The sequence below is a fragment of the Methylothermus subterraneus genome (genome assembly GCF_054656915.1).
In genome coordinates this window covers 1-16282 of sequence record NZ_BAAHXK010000004.1, presented here as the reverse complement: position 1 = coordinate 16282, position 16282 = coordinate 1, and the positions used below count along the sequence as shown (strand labels likewise).

General features: G+C 59.9%; 17 protein-coding genes. 10 read left to right on the top strand and 7 right to left on the bottom strand.

The features are described from left to right. Nucleotide 1: 1 nt before the first annotated feature. From panB to ACYQ3M_RS04610, 4 genes are read right to left on the bottom strand one after another with little or no spacing between them, the layout of a single operon-like run. Nucleotides 2–799: a 3-methyl-2-oxobutanoate hydroxymethyltransferase gene (gene panB, locus ACYQ3M_RS04625; protein WP_460034888.1), complete on the bottom strand. Its 798-nt coding sequence runs from the start codon at nucleotides 797–799 to the stop codon at nucleotides 2–4. Then, nucleotides 792–1286: a 2-amino-4-hydroxy-6-hydroxymethyldihydropteridine diphosphokinase gene (gene folK, locus ACYQ3M_RS04620; protein WP_460034887.1), complete on the bottom strand. Its 495-nt coding sequence runs from the start codon at nucleotides 1284–1286 to the stop codon at nucleotides 792–794. The genes panB and folK overlap by 8 nt, the downstream gene beginning before the upstream one ends. Then, on the bottom strand, nucleotides 1283–2632 hold the full coding sequence (pcnB, locus tag ACYQ3M_RS04615) for a polynucleotide adenylyltransferase PcnB (RefSeq protein ID WP_460034886.1): 1350 nt from the start codon (nucleotides 2630–2632) through the stop codon (nucleotides 1283–1285). The genes folK and pcnB overlap by 4 nt, the downstream gene beginning before the upstream one ends. Nucleotides 2633–2653: 21 nt before the next feature. Further along, nucleotides 2654–2923, bottom strand: coding sequence for a DUF4404 family protein (locus tag ACYQ3M_RS04610; protein ID WP_460034885.1), 270 nt, complete (start codon nucleotides 2921–2923; stop codon nucleotides 2654–2656). 130 nt (nucleotides 2924–3053) lie between these two features. Between ACYQ3M_RS04610 and ACYQ3M_RS04605 the strand changes: the two genes are divergently transcribed. The 9 genes from ACYQ3M_RS04605 to ACYQ3M_RS04565 all read left to right on the top strand — a co-directional run bounded on the left by ACYQ3M_RS04605 (nucleotide 3054) and on the right by ACYQ3M_RS04565 (nucleotide 11213). Continuing rightward, a complete protein-coding gene (locus ACYQ3M_RS04605) occupies nucleotides 3054–3296 on the top strand; it encodes a hypothetical protein (protein WP_460034884.1) in 243 nt (80 codons plus the stop codon). Next, nucleotides 3259–4788 (top strand): leucyl aminopeptidase, encoded by a 1530-nt coding sequence (locus ACYQ3M_RS04600; protein WP_460034883.1) that lies wholly within the window; start codon nucleotides 3259–3261, stop codon nucleotides 4786–4788. The genes ACYQ3M_RS04605 and ACYQ3M_RS04600 overlap by 38 nt, the downstream gene beginning before the upstream one ends. Before the next feature lie 6 nt (nucleotides 4789–4794). Beyond that, entirely contained in the window at nucleotides 4795–5226 is a 432-nt protein-coding gene (locus ACYQ3M_RS04595) for a DNA polymerase III subunit chi (RefSeq protein WP_460034882.1), read from the top strand. A gap of 125 nt (nucleotides 5227–5351) precedes the next feature. Then, nucleotides 5352–7118 carry an SLC13 family permease gene (locus tag ACYQ3M_RS04590; RefSeq protein WP_460034881.1) on the top strand — a complete coding sequence of 589 codons (1767 nt, stop codon included), beginning with the start codon at nucleotides 5352–5354 and terminating at the stop codon, nucleotides 7116–7118. After that, nucleotides 7106–7936, top strand: a complete 831-nt coding sequence (locus ACYQ3M_RS04585) for an ABC transporter substrate-binding protein (RefSeq protein WP_460034880.1) — start codon at nucleotides 7106–7108, stop codon at nucleotides 7934–7936. The genes ACYQ3M_RS04590 and ACYQ3M_RS04585 overlap by 13 nt, the downstream gene beginning before the upstream one ends. 56 nt (nucleotides 7937–7992) lie before the next feature. Continuing rightward, complete coding sequence (locus ACYQ3M_RS04580; protein ID WP_460034879.1) at nucleotides 7993–8403, top strand: YkvA family protein; 411 nt, start codon at nucleotides 7993–7995, stop codon at nucleotides 8401–8403. 2 nt (nucleotides 8404–8405) lie between these two features. Next, a complete protein-coding gene (locus ACYQ3M_RS04575; RefSeq protein WP_460034878.1) occupies nucleotides 8406–9242 on the top strand; it encodes a ZIP family metal transporter in 837 nt (278 codons plus the stop codon). 69 nt (nucleotides 9243–9311) lie between these two features. After that, the gene (adh, locus tag ACYQ3M_RS04570) at nucleotides 9312–10832 is read left to right on the top strand and encodes an aldehyde dehydrogenase (protein ID WP_460034877.1); all 1521 of its coding nucleotides are present in this window, start codon (nucleotides 9312–9314) and stop codon (nucleotides 10830–10832) included. Between the two features lie 3 nt (nucleotides 10833–10835). Further along, the gene (locus ACYQ3M_RS04565) at nucleotides 10836–11213 is read left to right on the top strand and encodes a DUF779 domain-containing protein (protein WP_460034876.1); all 378 of its coding nucleotides are present in this window, start codon (nucleotides 10836–10838) and stop codon (nucleotides 11211–11213) included. Here ACYQ3M_RS04565 and ACYQ3M_RS04560 read toward each other — a convergent pair. The 3 genes from ACYQ3M_RS04560 to ACYQ3M_RS04550 all read right to left on the bottom strand — a co-directional run bounded on the left by ACYQ3M_RS04560 (nucleotide 11210) and on the right by ACYQ3M_RS04550 (nucleotide 13424). Beyond that, nucleotides 11210–11533 carry a hypothetical protein gene (locus tag ACYQ3M_RS04560; RefSeq protein ID WP_460034875.1) on the bottom strand — a complete coding sequence of 108 codons (324 nt, stop codon included), beginning with the start codon at nucleotides 11531–11533 and terminating at the stop codon, nucleotides 11210–11212. The two genes, ACYQ3M_RS04565 and ACYQ3M_RS04560, sit on opposite strands and share 4 nt — an antisense overlap. Further along, complete coding sequence (locus ACYQ3M_RS04555) at nucleotides 11530–12741, bottom strand: nitroreductase family protein (RefSeq protein WP_460034874.1); 1212 nt, start codon at nucleotides 12739–12741, stop codon at nucleotides 11530–11532. The genes ACYQ3M_RS04560 and ACYQ3M_RS04555 overlap by 4 nt, the downstream gene beginning before the upstream one ends. 65 nt (nucleotides 12742–12806) lie before the next feature. Further along, nucleotides 12807–13424 carry a DNA-3-methyladenine glycosylase family protein gene (locus ACYQ3M_RS04550; RefSeq protein WP_460034873.1) on the bottom strand — a complete coding sequence of 206 codons (618 nt, stop codon included), beginning with the start codon at nucleotides 13422–13424 and terminating at the stop codon, nucleotides 12807–12809. Between the two features lie 61 nt (nucleotides 13425–13485). Here ACYQ3M_RS04550 and ACYQ3M_RS04545 point away from each other — a divergent pair, with 61 nt between their 5' ends. Then, nucleotides 13486–16242 (top strand): valine--tRNA ligase, encoded by a 2757-nt coding sequence (locus ACYQ3M_RS04545; RefSeq protein WP_460034872.1) that lies wholly within the window; start codon nucleotides 13486–13488, stop codon nucleotides 16240–16242. Nucleotides 16243–16282: the final 40 nt, after the last annotated feature.

Genomic DNA, 16282 nt, shown 5'->3' with positions numbered 1-16282 from the left:
CTTAGCGATAAGCGTGTTGTTCGCTTGGAAAACGCCCCTCCTTGACCGCCGCCACGTAGTCGGCGACCGCTTGGCGAACGCTGCCTTTGCCACTAAGGAAATCTTGGGCAAAGCGCGGCGGCTTGGCGGTCAAGCCCAACAGGTCATAGAGCACCAACACCTGCCCATCGCAATTTGGCCCGGCGCCGATGCCTAGGGTGGGAATCCCTACCTCCGCGGTGATGGCCGCCGCCAACTCGACCGGCACGCATTCCAGCACCAGCAGCTCAACCCCTGCCTGTTCCAGCAGGCAGGCGTCCTCCAGTAGCCTTTGGGCGTCTTTGGGTTCGCGCCCCTGGACTCGATAACGGCCAAGGCGATGGATAGACTGAGGCAATAATCCCAAATGGCCGCAGACCGGTATCCCCTCCCGCACCAACGCCTGGATCACCTCGACCCGCTCTCTGCCGCCCTCGAGCTTGACCATCTGCGCGCCGCCTGCCTGCACCAAACGCGCCGCCGAGCGCAGCGCGCGTTTGGGCTCAGAATACGTGGCAAACGGCAGATCGGCGATCACCAGCGCCCGGACCGCGGCGCGGCGGACGCAGCGGGTGTGATAGACCATCTCGGGCAAACGAACCGGCACCGTGGTCGCCTGGCCTTGGATCACCACCCCTAAGGAATCCCCGACCAACAGCGCATCCACCCCGGCTTCCTCCAGCACCCGGGCAAAGCTGGCGTCATAACAGGTCAGACACGCGATCTTCTCCCCCCGTTGCTTGAATTCGCGCAATCCAGGCACGGACACGACCTCAACCATCGCCGACCTCCAAGCGCACCAACCCCTCGTAAGGACAGCGTCGCAGCAATTCCCCAAGCGTTCCGTGACCGGGAATGAACAGCGCAGGCGAGGCGATCTCCGCCAGAGGATACAACACGAAAGGGCGCTGGGCCAAACCGGGATGAGGGAGAATCAGAGCTTGGCTGCGAATGCAATAGCGCCCGTAAAGCAGCAAATCCAGATCCAGCACCCTAGGCCCCCAGCGCTCGCCGGTTCGTACCCGGCCGTGGGCGGCTTCGATCGCCTGCAAAGCGCTCAGGAGTTCGTAAGGAGAGCGCTCGGTCGCCACCGCCATCACCGCGTTGACGTACTCTGGCTGATTGGGGGGACCCATGGGGGCGGTGCGATAGAGGCTGGAGAACCCTTGCTCGCAAACCCCTTCCATGGCCGCGATCGCCTGCCGAGCGCGCTTGACCTGGGCGATTGGGTCGTTCAAGTTGCTGCCCAAACCAATGTAAGCGATCATGAGGACACAAAAGCGCGCTTGGCCCGAGCTTTGCGCCTGGAGCGCGGCCTGCGCTGGCGCGGCCCCTGCAACATTTGGCGACGCTCCTCCTCTCCCGCCTCGAGGAATCGGGTCCACCAGCCGGCCAGTTCCGGCTCGACCTCTCCTGCCGCGCTGCGCAGCAAGAGAAAATCGTAACCGGCCCGAAACCGCGGATGCTCCACCAGCCTCAACGGACGACCACCCTGGCGGCGCTCAAAACGCGGCTGCAGCATCCACACCTCGCGCATCGGCAAGGCTATGCGCCGCGGGATCGCCACGCGCTGCACTTGCTCGGTCAGCACCGCGCTGACCGCTTCCTGCAGCGCCACCCCAGGCGCTGCCCCTGCCGCCTGCCGGCGTTCGGCCTCCAAACGCACCGGCGCCCAAAGCAGCGCCGCGTATAGAAAATAAGGCGCGACCGGTTTGCCCTCGCTTAAACGGCGGTCCGCGGCCTCCAGCGCCCGGAGCAGAAAGGTCGAAGGGAACCCCTGGTGCTCTACTTTTAAGGCTTCCTCCGTGGCGGGAAACAAAAACTCAAACAGCCCATAGTGGCGCAGCCACTCAAAAGTCTGCACCGCAAAACCCGACAAAAACAACTTAAGCGCTTCGTCGTAGAGGCGCGCTGGAGGAATCCCCGCGAGCAAGGGAGCTAAGCGGCGCAAAGGCTCCTCGCAGGTAGGATCGAGGACAAACCCGAGCTTGGTCATGAATCGCACCGCGCGCAGCATCCGCACCGGGTCTTCGCGGTAGCGGCTTTCCGGATCGCCGATCAGGCGCAAAACCCCGCGGCGCAAATCTTCCATCCCGCCGACGTAGTCGATGACCGAGAAATCGGCGATGTCGTAATACAAGGCGTTGGCGGTAAAATCGCGCCGGAAAGCGTCTTCTTCAATGGTGCCAAAGACGTTGTCGCGCAATACCCGCCCCGATTCTTCCTGCGCCCAGTCGCCTTCGCGTCCGGGAGCGGCGGCAGCGCGAAAAGTGGCCACCTCGATGATTTCCCCGCCAAACTGGACGTGCGCGAGGCGAAACCGGCGCCCCACCAGACGGCAATTGCGAAACAGCGCCTTCACCTGCTCGGGACGGGCGTCGGTGACCACGTCGAAGTCTTTGGGTTCGCGCCCCAGGAGCAGATCGCGCACGCACCCGCCGACCAGGCAGGCGCGAAATCCAGCTTGTTTTAAGCGGTACAAAACTTTTAGCGCGTTGGGGCTAATCGCGCGGCGCGAAATGGGGTGTTCAGAACGAGGGTAAACCCGCGGCTGAACTGATGCGGATGAGCCAGCCGGTTTTAGGATTTTTTGGACGAGCTTTAGAATAGGCAACGTTGCGCTAAACCCAAGTTGTTAGATTCCCATGTTGCTCAAAGCGAGCATAATGTCGTTGACGATCGCCGTGAGGCGAGGATGCTCTACCTCAAAGTGCATGATTTCCTTTTCCAATTCCTCGAGCAAACCGTGTCTGCCCGGTTTTTCTTCACTTTCGCTAAGCTGCTGCTCCACCCGCTCCAGCAACGCTTCCAAGCGCTTGCGCGTAGGTTCGTCGACGTGTTCGAGCTCAGCACGCAGGCGTTTTATGCCGTCCTTAAGCGGCTGTGGGTTTTCTGCCTCAGTCATACGCCACTCCCAAACTCATGTTTGTAAATAATCATAAGCGAAACCGTCCCTTCCTGGAAAACAGGAATCGCCCCCGCGCATCATATCCCTTATAATGCAGATGGTGAAAACCCAAAGAGGAGGATAGGCCATGCTAAATTACGACGAATATAAGATTCGCATCAGATACGAAGAGTTCCTAACCCATCCGGCGCTGACCGCGGTGTTTGTGGTGTTGTTCTTCGCCTTGAGCTTTGCCCGCCTGCCGCCTGTGCTTTATATGCTCATGCTGGCGGTAGAAGTATATATCGCTATGTTCTTCGGGACCCGTTTTACCAGCCAAGCAGGCGGCACAAATGCGCCTACGGCTTCACCTTCTGGAGAGTCTTCCTAAGCTTATGGATTTTTCCCTGCACTTTGGCAACCTCGAGACAAAACGCACCGATTGTCTAATCGTCGGCGCTTACGAAAAGCAGAAGCTGACGGAAAGCGCCAAGCAGATCGATCAGGCCAGCGAGGGGGGCTTGGTCAAGCTGCTCAAGCGCGAACAGTTCAAGGGCAAACCAGGCGATGTCTTGCTGTTCCATCAACTGCCGGGTTGCCGGGCAGATCGGGTACTGGTCGTGGGGTTAGGCGATCCCAAAGCGCTATCTGCCCAAAACTACAGCCAAGCTTTGGCGTCTGCCGGCAAGGCCCTCGCCGCCACTCCCAGCCAAAAGGCTTTATGCGCCCTGCTGGAAGCAGAGGTGGCAGGATGCGATCTCCGCTGGAAGTCGAGGCAGATCGCGCGTATCTTTGCCGACGGTTGCTACCGCTTCACCCAGCTCAAAAGCGAACCGGAAGATCGGCCCGCGCTGGCGCAGGTCGATCTCCATTGCCCGGATAAAACCCAAAGCGCGGCCATCGAGCAAGGCGTACGCGAGGGCCAGGCGATCGCGGCCGGCATGAAGCTCACCAAGGATTTGGCCAACCTGCCCGGCAATCTCTGCACCCCCTCTTACCTGGCCGAACAGGCCCAGAAACTGGCCGATCGCTATCCCAAAATCAAGACCACGGTGCTGGAGGCGGCGGAGATGGAAACGCTCGGCATGGGGGCCTTGCTTGCCGTCGCCCGCGGCAGCCGCCAGCCGCCTAAGCTGATCGTCCTGGAATATACCGGCGCTCGCCCTGAAAATCCGCCGATCGCTTTGGTAGGCAAGGGAATCACGTTCGACGCCGGCGGCATTTCGTTAAAGCCGGCGGAAAACATGGACGAGATGAAATACGACATGTGCGGCGGCGCGAGCGTGCTCGGCACCCTAATGGCGGCCGCGGAGCTGAATCTCCCCTTGAAGCTGGTAGGGGTGATTCCCGCCTGCGAAAACTTGCCGGACGGCAACGCCATCAAACCCGGCGACATCATCAAGACGATGGCCGGCCATTGGGTCGAGATCCTCAACACCGATGCCGAAGGCCGACTGATCCTAGCCGATGCTCTCACCTATACCCAGCGCTTTAACCCCAAAGCAGTGATCGACGTCGCCACCCTCACTGGGGCTTGCTTGGTCGCCTTGGGCAGACACGCCACCGGCCTGTTCGCCAACGATGAGGCTTTGGCCCAAGCTTTGCTTAAGGCGGGGGAGACGAGCCTAGATCGCGCCTGGCGGCTGCCGTTGTGGAAGGAATACCAGGAACAATTGCAATCCAACTTTGCCGATCTGGCCAACGTCGGCGGCCGCGAAGGGGGGGCGATCACCGCCGCGGCCTTCCTGGCGCGCTTTACCGAAAAATTCACTTGGGCGCATTTGGATATTGCCGGCACGGCCTGGACCAGCGGACGGGATAAGAAAGGCGCCACCGGCCGACCCGTCCCCTTGCTGGTTCAGTTCCTGCTCGACCAAGCTTAATAAAGAATGACGCGCGTGGATTTCTATCTGCTTGGGGACCTAAACCCCCAAGCCCGGCGAGCGTTTGCCTGCCGGCTGGCGGAGAAGGCCTATAAGCTGGAGCACAAAGTTTTCCTACGCGTTGAGGACGCGACCGAGGCGAGCCTCTTAGACGAGCTTCTCTGGACTTTTCGCCCGGGGAGCTTCGTCCCCCACACTCTGGCCGAAAACCTTGCCAATGACCCTTTAGCAGCGGTAGTCATTGGGACCAATGCTGCCCCGCCTGCATTTCATACCTTGCTCATCAATCTGCAACTTAGCGTGCCCGAGGATTGGCAGCGGTTCGCGCGCATCGCCGAAATCGTCACTCAAGACGACGCCACGCGTAGGGCAGGTCGCCGCAAATACCGATTTTATCAGGAGCACGGTGCAGATCTCCACCTCCATCGGCTCGCTTGACCCTGGGAAACCAAACTTTTGTCTTTTATTCTTTAAAAGAATAAATTTTTTATTTTTTATTCTTGTTAGTTATTTATTGGCCGATACAATTTATTTCGCTTCTCTTTGCCAATTGGGAATGCTCCATGACTGTTGAAGCTTGGATTGCGATCGCCGTCGTGATCGCTTGCGTTGGCGGGTTTGTTCTCACCTCCCTCTCGGCTGAATTAATCTTGGTGGGAGGAGTGAGCGTCTTGCTGCTCAGCGGCGTGCTGACGCCCAAGCAGGCTCTGGCCGGATTGGCCAACGAAGGCATGGTCACCGTCGCCCTGATGTACATCCTCGCCGCAGGGCTTAGGGAGACCGGCGCGGTCGATTTCCTCACCCAATACGTTCTCGGCCGCCCCCAAAGCCAACGCGGCGCCGTCGCCCGATTGATTTTACCGGTCGCCGCGGTCAGCGCCTTCCTCAACAACACCCCCGTGGTGGCGGCGTTTCTGCCGGCGGTGATCGACTGGGCCAAGCGCCTTAAGATCTCTCCTTCCAGACTGCTCATCCCCTTAAGTTATGCGGCCATCTTAGGCGGCACCGTGACTCTGATCGGCACCAGCACCAATTTGGCCGTCAACGGCTTGCTTCTGAGCCGAGGGGATCCCGGGTTTGGTTTATTCGATCTGACCGGCGTAGGGCTAATTACCCTAGGAGTAGGCGCTTTGTATCTGATCGTGTTTTCCCCGTGGCTTCCCGCGCGGGTGCCGGTCCACGAGGTGTTCGAGAACGCCAAAGAATACACCGTGGAGATGTTGGTCGAGGAGAACGGCCCGCTGGTGGGGAAAAGCATAGAACAGGCGGGGTTGCGCCACCTGCCTGGGTTGTATCTAGTGGAAATCGTGCGCGACGGAGAAATCCTGGCTGCGGTCGGCCCTTACGAGCGCCTGCAGGGCGGCGACCGCCTGGTGTTCGCGGGGGTAGTGGATGCGGTGGTGGAACTGCAACGCTTCCGCGGACTGCGCCCCTGCACCGACCAGACTTTCTACCCCCGGGATAAAGAACACCGCGAACGGGTGCTGGTGGAAGCGGTGGTCTCGCCGCGCTGCGCCTTGGTGGGGAAAACCATCCGCGAAGGCCGCTTCCGCATGACCTACGGCGGCTCGGTGATCGCCGTCGCCCGAGAAGGCCGGCGCATCCAGGGCAAGATCGGCGACATCCGCCTGCAAGCTGGGGATGCTTTGCTGCTGGACGTGCGCCCGCCGTTCCTGGAGCGCCATCGCAACTCGACCGATTTTCTCCTCATCAGCCCGATTTCCGACTACGTCCCCATCCGCCACGAGCGCGCCTGGCTGGCCTGGGCGATCTTAAGCGCCGTCGTCCTGATCGCCAGCACCGGCCTCTTGAGCATGCTCAAAGCCGCGTTAGTGGGCGCAGGTCTTATGCTGGTGACCGGTTGCTGCTCGCTGGGCAGCGCGCGCAAGAGCTTAGACGGGCAGGTACTCCTTTCCATCGCCGCCTCTTTTGGCATCGGTACTGCGCTGGAAGTCACCGGGGCGGCTGCCCAAATCGCGCAAGAATTTTTACGCCTTGCCGACGGCACTCCCTGGCTGACGCTCGCGGTCATCTATGGCGTCGGTTCGCTGTTGACCGAAATCGTCACCAACAACGCGGTGGCGGTGATCTTGTTTCCTATCGTCACCGCTCTGGCCGAGAAACTGGGCGTGGACGCCAAGCCTTTGCTGTTGGCCTTGATGTTTTCCGCCTCGGCGAGCTTTGCCACCCCCATCGGTTATCAGACCAACTTGATGGTCTATGGACCCGGCGGCTATCGCTTCACCGATTTCCTAAAGTTCGGTCTGCCTTTGAATATCTTGGCAGGAATCGCTACGATCGCCGCGATTCTCTGGCTGTGGCCGCTCTAAAGGCGCTTTGGCCTAAGGCTATACTTTGGTTTTGGGTCAGCGCACTCCTTGCGCTCGCCCAACTGGTCTGGGCAGACGAACGCCTGCTTTTGGCCACCACGACCAGCACGGAAAATTCAGGGCTCCTGGCGGTGCTCAACCCGGCCTTCGAGAAACGCACCGGCATCAAGATAGACGTGCTCGCCGTAGGCAGCGGCCAGGCCTTGGCGCTGGGCAAAAACTGCGACGTGGACACAGTGCTCGCCCACGCCCCCGAAGCAGAAAAAGCCTTTGTCCAGGCCGGCTACGGCGTCAACCGGCGCAAAGTCATGCACAACGATTTTCTCCTCGTCGGCCCTGAAGAAGATCCAGCCAAAGTCAAATCCGCCAAGACCGCCGCCGACGCCTTGCGCCGCATCGCCAAAGCGCAGGCCCCGTTTGTCTCGCGGGGCGACAACTCCGGCACCCACCAGAAAGAAATCGCGCTGTGGCGCCAAGCCGGCATCGTCCCTCAAGGCAGGTGGTACTTCGCGATCGGCCAAGGCATGGAAGCAACGCTCCAATTCGCTGCAGAAAAGCGCGCTTACGCCTTAAGCGACCGCGGCACGTTCCTCGCGCTTCAGAGCAAGCTGGAACTCAGCCCCGTGTTCGAGGGAGATCCTCAGCTTTTCAACCCGTATCATATTATCGCAGTCAATCCTAAGCGTTGCCCTAACGCCAATTACGAAGCCGCGATACGCTACGCCGCCTTCCTCACCGGCCCCGAAGGTCAAAAGCTCATCGCCGAGTTCAAAATCGCCGGCCAGCGCCTGTTTCAGCCAGATGCGCTCGATTATTAGGTGGCACTAAAAGCCAAGCTGGGGTATCCTTAAAGCACGATTGCTGGGCGAGACCGATGGCCGATCTGGAATTATCCCAAGCGTTTTTTCAACGCCACGGCGGCAATCTCGGCGTGCGCCATTTCGACCGCATCCTGGAAAAAGCGCGCAGCATCGAAGACAAGATCCAAAAAGTCCCGGCCTTGCACCGCTTTTGGAAAGACGTCTTAGTGTGTCTGGAATTGATCCGGGATTACCGCTTGGGGAGATACCGAAACCTTCCTACCTGGGCCATTGCCGCGGTGGCCTTTGGCCTGCTTTATCTGATCGACCCACTGGAACTGGTCCCAGACGTAATCCCCGTGGTCGGCTATGTGGACGACGTGGCGGTCATCGCGCTGATTTTAAAACTGGTCAAAACCGAGCTCGCCCGATACGCCGCCTGGAAGCAAGCCCACCCGGAGACCGTCTATGCGAACGGCGGCTGAAGGTGGTCGAGCTTGATTTCAATCCCCTTGCCGGTTGGTTTGCCTCCCGCAGCCACGTTCTGCAGGCGCTTTGCGCCTCGCTTTTCACCTGGGGACTGACGGCGCTCGGCGCCTCCTTAGTGTTTTTTTGCCGCCGTACCAATCAAAAGCGGCTCGACGCCATGTTGGGATTTTCCGCCGGCGTCATGCTGGCGGCCAGTTATTGGTCGCTGCTTGCGCCAGCGATCGATTTAGCCGCAAGCTACGGGCAACTGGCTTGGTTTCCGGCAGCTTCAGGATTTGGGCTCGGCGCGCTGGCGCTCCGATGGGCCGATAAACTTCTGCCGCACTTTCATCTTGGCACCTTCCTGCAAGAAGGTCAGTGGAGCGTGGCCACCTGGCGGCGGACCATGCTGTTGATCTTTGCCGTCACACTGCACAACATCCCCGAAGGGCTGACCGTGGGCATCGTGTTCGGCGCGGTCGGCGCAGGGCAAGAAACCGCCAGCCTGGGCGCAGCGGTTGCCTTGGCGATCGGCATGGGCCTGCAGAATTTTCCTGAAGGGGTGGCGGTGGCGATGCCGCTGCGCCGGCTGGGCTGGCCGCGCTGGCGCAGTTTCTGGTACGGGCAACTTTCCGCCGCCGTCGAACCCGTCGCCGCTGTGCTCGGCGCCGCAGCCGTCACCGCTTGGCTGCCGATCATGCCGTACGCTTTGGCGTTCGCTGCAGGCGCCATGATCTATGTGGTCGTTGCCGAAATCGTCCCCGAAACCTACGAGCGCGGCAATTCTGAAATCGCCGCCTTAGGAGCCATCTTGGGATTTATCGTGATGATGATCCTAGACACCTCCTTGGGCTAGGGATCGGCATTGCAATCACAGAACCGAAGATACAAAATAAGAAAAGTTCGTTTGCCGGGAGGAAAAACCATGTTGTATGCCGCACCCAATACTCAAGGCGCTAAAGTTCAGTTCAAGTCCCGCTACGATAACTACATCGGCGGCAAGTGGACTCCTCCCGTTCGAGGGCAGTATTTTGAAGACATCACCCCAGTAACCGGCCGGCCCTTCTGCGAGGTGGCAAGATCCACTGCCGAGGACATCGAGCTGGCCTTGGATGCCGCGCACGCCGCCAAGGACGCCTGGGGCAGGACTTCCCCGGCCGAGCGCGCCAAGCTGCTGCTGAAAATCGCCGACCGCATGGAGCAGAACCTGGAAATGCTGGCGGTGGCCGAGACCTGGGACAACGGCAAGCCGATCCGCGAGACTTTGGCCGCTGACATTCCTTTGGCCGTCGACCACTTCCGCTATTTCGCCGCCGCGATCCGCACCCAGGAAGGAACGATAAGCGAGCTGGACGCGCACACCGTCGCCTACCATTTCCACGAACCCTTAGGGGTGGTGGGCCAGATCATCCCCTGGAACTTCCCGCTGCTGATGGCCGCCTGGAAGCTCGCCCCGGCGCTGGCGGCGGGCAACTGCGTGGTGCTCAAGCCGGCCGAGCAGACCCCGGCCTCGATCATGGTCTTGATGGAGCTGATCGGCGACCTGATCCCGCCTGGGGTGGTCAACGTGGTCAACGGTTTTGGCGTGGAGGCCGGCAAACCTTTAGCCCAAAGCCCGAGGATCGCCAAGATCGCTTTTACCGGCGAGACCACCACCGGGCGTCTCATCATGCAGTACGCCTCGGAAAACATCATCCCCGTCACCCTGGAGCTGGGTGGCAAGTCGCCCAACATCTTCTTCGAAGACGTGCTGCAAAACGGAGCAGAGTACCTCGATAAGGCCCTAGAAGGCTTTACCATGTTCGCCCTCAACCAGGGGGAGGTGTGCACCTGCCCCTCGCGCGCCCTGATCCAGGAATCCATCTACGACCGCTTCATGGCGCAGGCTTTAGAACGGGTCAAAGCCATCCGCATCGGCAACCCCCTCGATACCGAAACCATGATGGGCGCTCAGGCCTCCAGCGAGCAGCAGGAAAAAATCCTCTCCTATTTCGACATCGCCCGGCAAGAAGGAGCGGAATGCTTAATCGGCGGGGAGCCTGCCAAGTTGGAAGGGGAACTTGCCGGCGGCTACTACATCCAGCCGACGGTCTTCAAGGGTCACAACAAGATGCGCATCTTCCAAGAAGAGATCTTCGGTCCGGTTCTGGCGGTGACGACCTTCCGCGACGAGCAGGAAGCGCTGGCGATCGCCAACGACACCCTCTACGGCTTGGGCGCTGCGGTCTGGACCCTGGACGCCAACCGCATCTACCGGCTGGGGCGCGGGATTCAGGCCGGTAGGGTATGGGTCAACTGCTATCACCTCTACCCGGCGCACGCGGCCTTTGGCGGGTACAAGAAGTCGGGGATCGGCCGCGAGACCCACAAGATGATGCTCGAGCACTACCAGCAGACCAAAAACCTCTTGGTCAGCTACAGCACCAAGCCGATGGGCTTCTTCTGAACCGTGAACGACATCGTCCCTAGGGTAGTCGCCACCCCCAAAGCGCTGGAACTGATCGAGAAGCTCAAGGCCAAGCACGGCCCGCTGATGTTCCACCAGTCCGGCGGCTGCTGCGACGGCTCCTCGCCCATGTGCTATCCGGCCGGGGAGCTTCGCGTCGGCGCCCAGGACGTGCTCCTGGGCGAGATCGGCGGCTGCCCCTTTTACATCCGCCGCGACCAGTACGAATACTGGCGGCACACCCAGCTCATCATCGACGTGGTCCCGGGGCGAGGAGGCATGTTCTCCTTAGAAGGTCCCGAGGGCCTGCGCTTTCACACCCGCTCGCGGCGGTTCACCGAGGAGGAGTGGAAAGCGCTCGCACAGGCTGGCCTCGTTTAGGGTTCGGCCCGCGGCAAGCGTTGGTGCAGCCGCCGACGCCAGCGCTCCCTTTTCTCACGGTGCAGGTCTTCGAATTTCTCGGCCTGCTCGGGAGTGAGCACCGATTTTAGCCGGCTTCGGGTTTCTTCACGCACTGCCTGGATTTTTTCCCGCTGCTCCTTCAGGATCGCTTCCACCTTGGGCTTCTGTTCCGGGGTCAGCTGCAGCCGTTCCTCCAGCCGCTTGAGGCGCTCCTCCACCGGCGGCGGCCCAGGTGGCCGGGCCAAGGCGGCGGTGCAGGCCAAGAAGGAAATTGTCAACAAGGTCTTGCGTCTTCTCATCGCGCTTCCTCCGGTTGCTTTAGAATGCAGAACAAGGCCTTGGGAGGGTTGTCGGCCCCGGGCCCGAGAAAGGCTGAAGGGCGGATTTCGACGATCTGGAAGAGCCCGGCGAAGATGCCCCGGATGTCTCCCGGGGCGTAACGTCCGGGCGGGCCTTCCGGACGGGTTTCTTCGCTGCTGAAGCACTTGAGCAGCAGATAGCCGCCAGGGCGGAGCAGCCGCGAGACCGCCGCGAGATAACGGCCGTGCATCTGGGGGGCAAACCCGTGAAACACCCCCCGGTCGAGAACCAAATCGAAGGGACCCTTCAAGCGGGTGTGGAGGATGTCGTCGACGCGAAAGTCCACCTTCACCCCTTCTCTCTCCGCCCGCTGCTGAGCCTGTTCGACGGCGGTGGCGGAAATATCGACGGCCACCACCTCGAAGCCCCGCTTGGCCAGGGCCACCGCCTGGGTGCCCGGGCCGGTACCCAGATCGAGCACCCGCCCGCTCCGGATCCCGAGCCGCTCCAGGGCTTCGGCCACGTCCGGGTCGAGATCCGGGCAGTACCAGGGCAGGCGCTCCGGCGGGGTTTCCCGGTAGCGGGCCTCCCAACCCAACGCGGCCGGCGCCGCAAACCCCCATCCCCAGCGCCCGGCGAAGGCGATCTCCGCCAGAGGACGGCGCTGCCGCGGCGCCCGCTCCCGCTCCTGCAAGGTTTCGTCGAGCACCCCAGGATCACCCGGATAGCCCAAGGCAGTAACGCTCATGGGCTCGAAGTCTTCCGGAACGGCGAATACTTCCCGCGCTCGAAGGGCGTCGAACCCGGCCATCTGGTGGGCTGCCAACCCTAAGGCGGCGGCCTGAAGCACCAGGCTCATCACCGCCTGGCCGGTGTCGTAGCTACCCCAACGATTGGGCGCGCCGTTGTGGCTGAAACGGGTCGCAGCGCAGGCCAAAATCAAAACCGGCGCTCTTTGGGCCCAGCGTTGATTGGCTGGAACTAGGCAATCGAACAACCGTTGCCAGGCCTCGGCGTCCTGCTGGCGGTCAGTCACCAGAAAGCGCCAGGGTTGGTCGTTGTAGCACGACGGCGCCCAGCGGGCCGCCTCCAGGCACGAGGTTAGCTTCTCCACCTCTACCGGCCGCCCGTCGAAGGCCCGGGGACTCCAGCGAGCGGCGATCAGCTCGTGGACGGGGGCCTGGATGTTCAATCGCTCCTGGCTCATCGCTGCCTCCTAAAGTTTTCATTCAACCAGACCGCCGCCGAAAAATCCAGCGCTCGGTCTAAGAGTCAGTAGATCACCGGCTCCGGATCCAGATGGCGCCATAGGTACCAAGCCGCGACGGTACGGAATGGCTGCCAGCGGCGGGCGAAACTTTCCAGTTCCGCCTTCGGCAACAGCGGTTTTTGAAAATACAATCGGCCGACCACCTTCTGCAGGCCGATGTCGGAGGCAGAAAACACATCCGGCTCGTGCAGGTGGAAGATGGCGAACATCTCCACCGTCCACGGGCCAATACCCCGAATTTGCCGCAGTTCTTGGCAAATATCGGCCAAAGATCGTCCCTGCCAATAGGCGTCGGTGATTCTACGGTCGAGGTAATATCTGGAGAGATCGCGAAGATAACCGATCTTAAGGCGCGACAGCCCTGCCCCACCCAGGCGGCTTTCCTCCAGCGCTATGAGCCCTTTTGGACTCAGCTCCGGCAGGATAGCTTCAAGGCGCGCCCAGATTCGGTCGGCAGCCCGGATCGATATCTGCTGACCGACGATAGCGCGCACCAACGTGCGGAAACTGTCGCCCCGGCGCTGCAGGCGTTCTGGATAGCGTGCGATCAGGTCAGCCAGCACAGTGTCGGCGCCGCTCAAATAGGCGACCGCCCGATCCCAGTAAGGCGGAGTCGGCATAAGCTTACAAAGATAAGCTGCTACAATAATTAAATTTTGTACGCAGTAATAATAAGACGCGATGGAAAAAACTTACGACCCCCATAAAATCGAACAACACTGGTACCAAATCTGGGAGGCGCGGGGCTATTTTGCTCCTTCGGGCCAAGGCCGGCCTTACTGCATCATGATCCCGCCGCCTAATGTCACCGGCAGCTTGCACATGGGCCATGCCTTTCAAGACACGATCATGGACGCCCTGATCCGTTACCATCGGATGCGGGGCGACAATACTCTGTGGCAACCGGGCACCGATCACGCCGGCATCGCCACCCAGATGGTCGTCGAAAGGCTGCTGGAAAAAGAAGGAAAAACTCGCCACGACTTAGGACGAGAACAATTTATCCAGCGGATCTGGCAGTGGAAAGAACACTCAGGCAGCACCATCACCCGGCAACTACGCCGCCTGGGGGCGTCGGTGGACTGGTCGCGGGAACGCTTTACCATGGACGAAGGGTTGTCGCGCGCAGTGCGCGAAGTGTTCGTACGCCTTTATCAAGAAGGGCTAATCTACCGCGGTCAGCGGTTGGTCAACTGGGATCCGGTGCTGCGCACGGCCGTCTCCGACTTGGAAGTGATCTCTGAGGAGGAAAAGGGCTATTTATGGCATATCCGCTACCCCCTTGCGGATAGATCGGGCTATTTAGTAGTCGCCACCACGCGCCCTGAAACGATGCTCGGGGACGTGGCGGTCGCCGTTCACCCTCAAGACGAACGCTACCGTCACTTGATCGGCAAACGCGTGGTGCTGCCTTTAGCAGAGCGCGAGATTCCGATTATCGCCGACGCGTACGTCGATCCTGCCTTCGGCACCGGCTGCGTAAAGATCACCCCGGCGCATGACTTCAACGACTACGAAGTGGGCAAGCGGCATAATTTGCCTATGCTCAACATTTTTACTCCGGACGCCTGCCTCAACGATTGCGTTCCTCCTCGTTATCGGGGCCTAGATCGCTTCGAAGCGCGTAAGCGGATAGTTGCCGATTTGGAAAAGCAAGGGCTGCTGGGGAAAGTCCAAGACCACGTTCTCAAAGTGCCGCGCGGCGATCGTTCCGGAGCAATCATCGAACCTTACCTGACCGATCAATGGTTTGTGAAGACTAAACCGCTTGCTGAGGCTGCCATTCAGGTAGTTAAGGAAGGCAAAATCCGCTTCATCCCAGAAAGTTGGGCCAAAACTTATTTTCAATGGCTGGAAAACATCGAGGATTGGTGCATCAGCCGTCAGATCTGGTGGGGTCATCGCATTCCGGCTTGGTACGATACGGAAGGCCGCGTTTACGTCGGCTATTCGGAAGCTGAAGTCCGGGAAAAATACTGCCTCGGCGACCGTCTCCTTAAGCAAGAGGAGGACGTGCTCGACACCTGGTTTTCCTCGGCTCTATGGCCTTTTTCCACGCTGGGCTGGCCAGACCAAACTCCAGAGCTCAAAACCTTCTATCCCACCAGCGTGCTGGTGACCGGCTTTGACATCATCTTCTTCTGGGTCGCGCGGATGGTGATGATGGGGCTGAAATTCATGGGCGATGTGCCTTTCCGAGAAGTCTATATTCACGGTCTGGTGCGCGACGCGCACGGTCAAAAGATGTCCAAATCCAAAGGCAATATCTTAGATCCTTTGGATCTGATCGATGGCATCAGCCTGGAAAAGCTGATCGAAAAACGCACCTTTGGGTTAATGCAGCCGCAACTAGCCAGGCAAATTGAAGCCCAAACCCGCAAAGAATTCCCCAACGGCATTCCCTCCTATGGCGCCGACGCGCTGCGTTTCACATTCGCTGCGTTGGCCACGACCGGGCGGGATATCCGCTTTGATCTGGGACGCATCGAAGGCTACCGCAACTTCTGCAATAAATTGTGGAACGCTGCCCGCTATGTATTCATCCACACCCAAGGTCAAGATTTAGGTTCGGTAAACGATAATATGGCGTTTACGCCCGTGGATCTTTGGATTCGCTCCCGACTCCAGCGAGCGGTTCAGGCCACTATTGATGCCATTGAAAACTACCGCTTTGATCTCGCCGCCGCTGCTATTTATGAATTCTTGTGGGAAGAGTACTGCGACTGGTACCTAGAGCTGTCTAAGATCTCGCTCCAGACCGGCGAAGCCGCCCAACAGCGGGCTACGCGACGGACCCTGATCGAAGTCTTAGAGACTTTCTTGTGCTTGGCGCACCCGATCATTCCCTTTATTACTGAGGAGCTCTGGCAACATGCGGCGCGTATCGCAGGCGTTGAGGGGGAAACGATTATGCTGCAGCCGTTCCCGCAGCCGCATCCTGAAGCAATCGATGAAATTGCAGAAAGCGAAATCGCCTGGCTTAAACAGTTTATCCTTAGCCTGCGAAAAATCCGTGGGGAAATGAACCTTGCACCCGGCAAGCCCCTGCCCATTTTACTTCAGCACGGCAGCGATTCTGATCGCCGGCGGGTCGTTGATTTCTGGCCCTACCTGGAGCGCTTTGGGCGCATCGAATCGATCCGCTGGTTGAAGGCAGACGAAGCACCGCCCGAAGCAGCTATTGCTTTGATAGGCGAACTCAAAATCTTGATTCCAATGGCCGGGCTGATTGACAAACAAGCCGAACTTGTACGGCTGGAAAAAGAAATTCAGCGGCTCAAACAGGATCTGGCGCGAGTCGAAGCCAAGCTTGCCAATCCAAAGTTCACCGAGCGCGCTCCTAAGGAAATTATTGTTAAGGAGCAGCAAAAATTAGAAGAAGCCCGTAGTGCCCTGCTTCACTTACAGGCGCAGCGAGCTAAAATCCAATCGCTTTAACCTCTACACTCGCTTTGCCGAAAGCGACGGCACGCCACTT

Bases quoted from the DNA above. Each gene is read 5' to 3' on its own strand.
- ACYQ3M_RS04590 (WP_460034881.1), top strand. From the start codon at position 5,352: ATGACTGTTGAAGCTTGGATTGCGATCGCCGTCGTGATCGCTTGCGTT.
- adh (WP_460034877.1), top strand. From the start codon at position 9,312: ATGTTGTATGCCGCACCCAATACTCAAGGCGCTAAAGTTCAGTTCAAG.
- ACYQ3M_RS04595 (WP_460034882.1), top strand. From the start codon at position 4,795: ATGACGCGCGTGGATTTCTATCTGCTTGGGGACCTAAACCCCCAAGCC.
- ACYQ3M_RS04610 (WP_460034885.1), bottom strand. From the start codon at position 2,923: ATGACTGAGGCAGAAAACCCACAGCCGCTTAAGGACGGCATAAAACGC.
- ACYQ3M_RS04600 (WP_460034883.1), top strand. From the start codon at position 3,259: ATGCGCCTACGGCTTCACCTTCTGGAGAGTCTTCCTAAGCTTATGGAT.
- ACYQ3M_RS04605 (WP_460034884.1), top strand. From the start codon at position 3,054: ATGCTAAATTACGACGAATATAAGATTCGCATCAGATACGAAGAGTTC.
- folK (WP_460034887.1), bottom strand. From the start codon at position 1,286: ATGATCGCTTACATTGGTTTGGGCAGCAACTTGAACGACCCAATCGCC.
- ACYQ3M_RS04555 (WP_460034874.1), bottom strand. From the start codon at position 12,741: ATGAGCCAGGAGCGATTGAACATCCAGGCCCCCGTCCACGAGCTGATC.
- ACYQ3M_RS04545 (WP_460034872.1), top strand. From the start codon at position 13,486: ATGGAAAAAACTTACGACCCCCATAAAATCGAACAACACTGGTACCAA.
- panB (WP_460034888.1), bottom strand. From the start codon at position 799: ATGGTTGAGGTCGTGTCCGTGCCTGGATTGCGCGAATTCAAGCAACGG.
- ACYQ3M_RS04580 (WP_460034879.1), top strand. From the start codon at position 7,993: ATGGCCGATCTGGAATTATCCCAAGCGTTTTTTCAACGCCACGGCGGC.
- ACYQ3M_RS04550 (WP_460034873.1), bottom strand. From the start codon at position 13,424: ATGCCGACTCCGCCTTACTGGGATCGGGCGGTCGCCTATTTGAGCGGC.
- ACYQ3M_RS04560 (WP_460034875.1), bottom strand. From the start codon at position 11,533: ATGAGAAGACGCAAGACCTTGTTGACAATTTCCTTCTTGGCCTGCACC.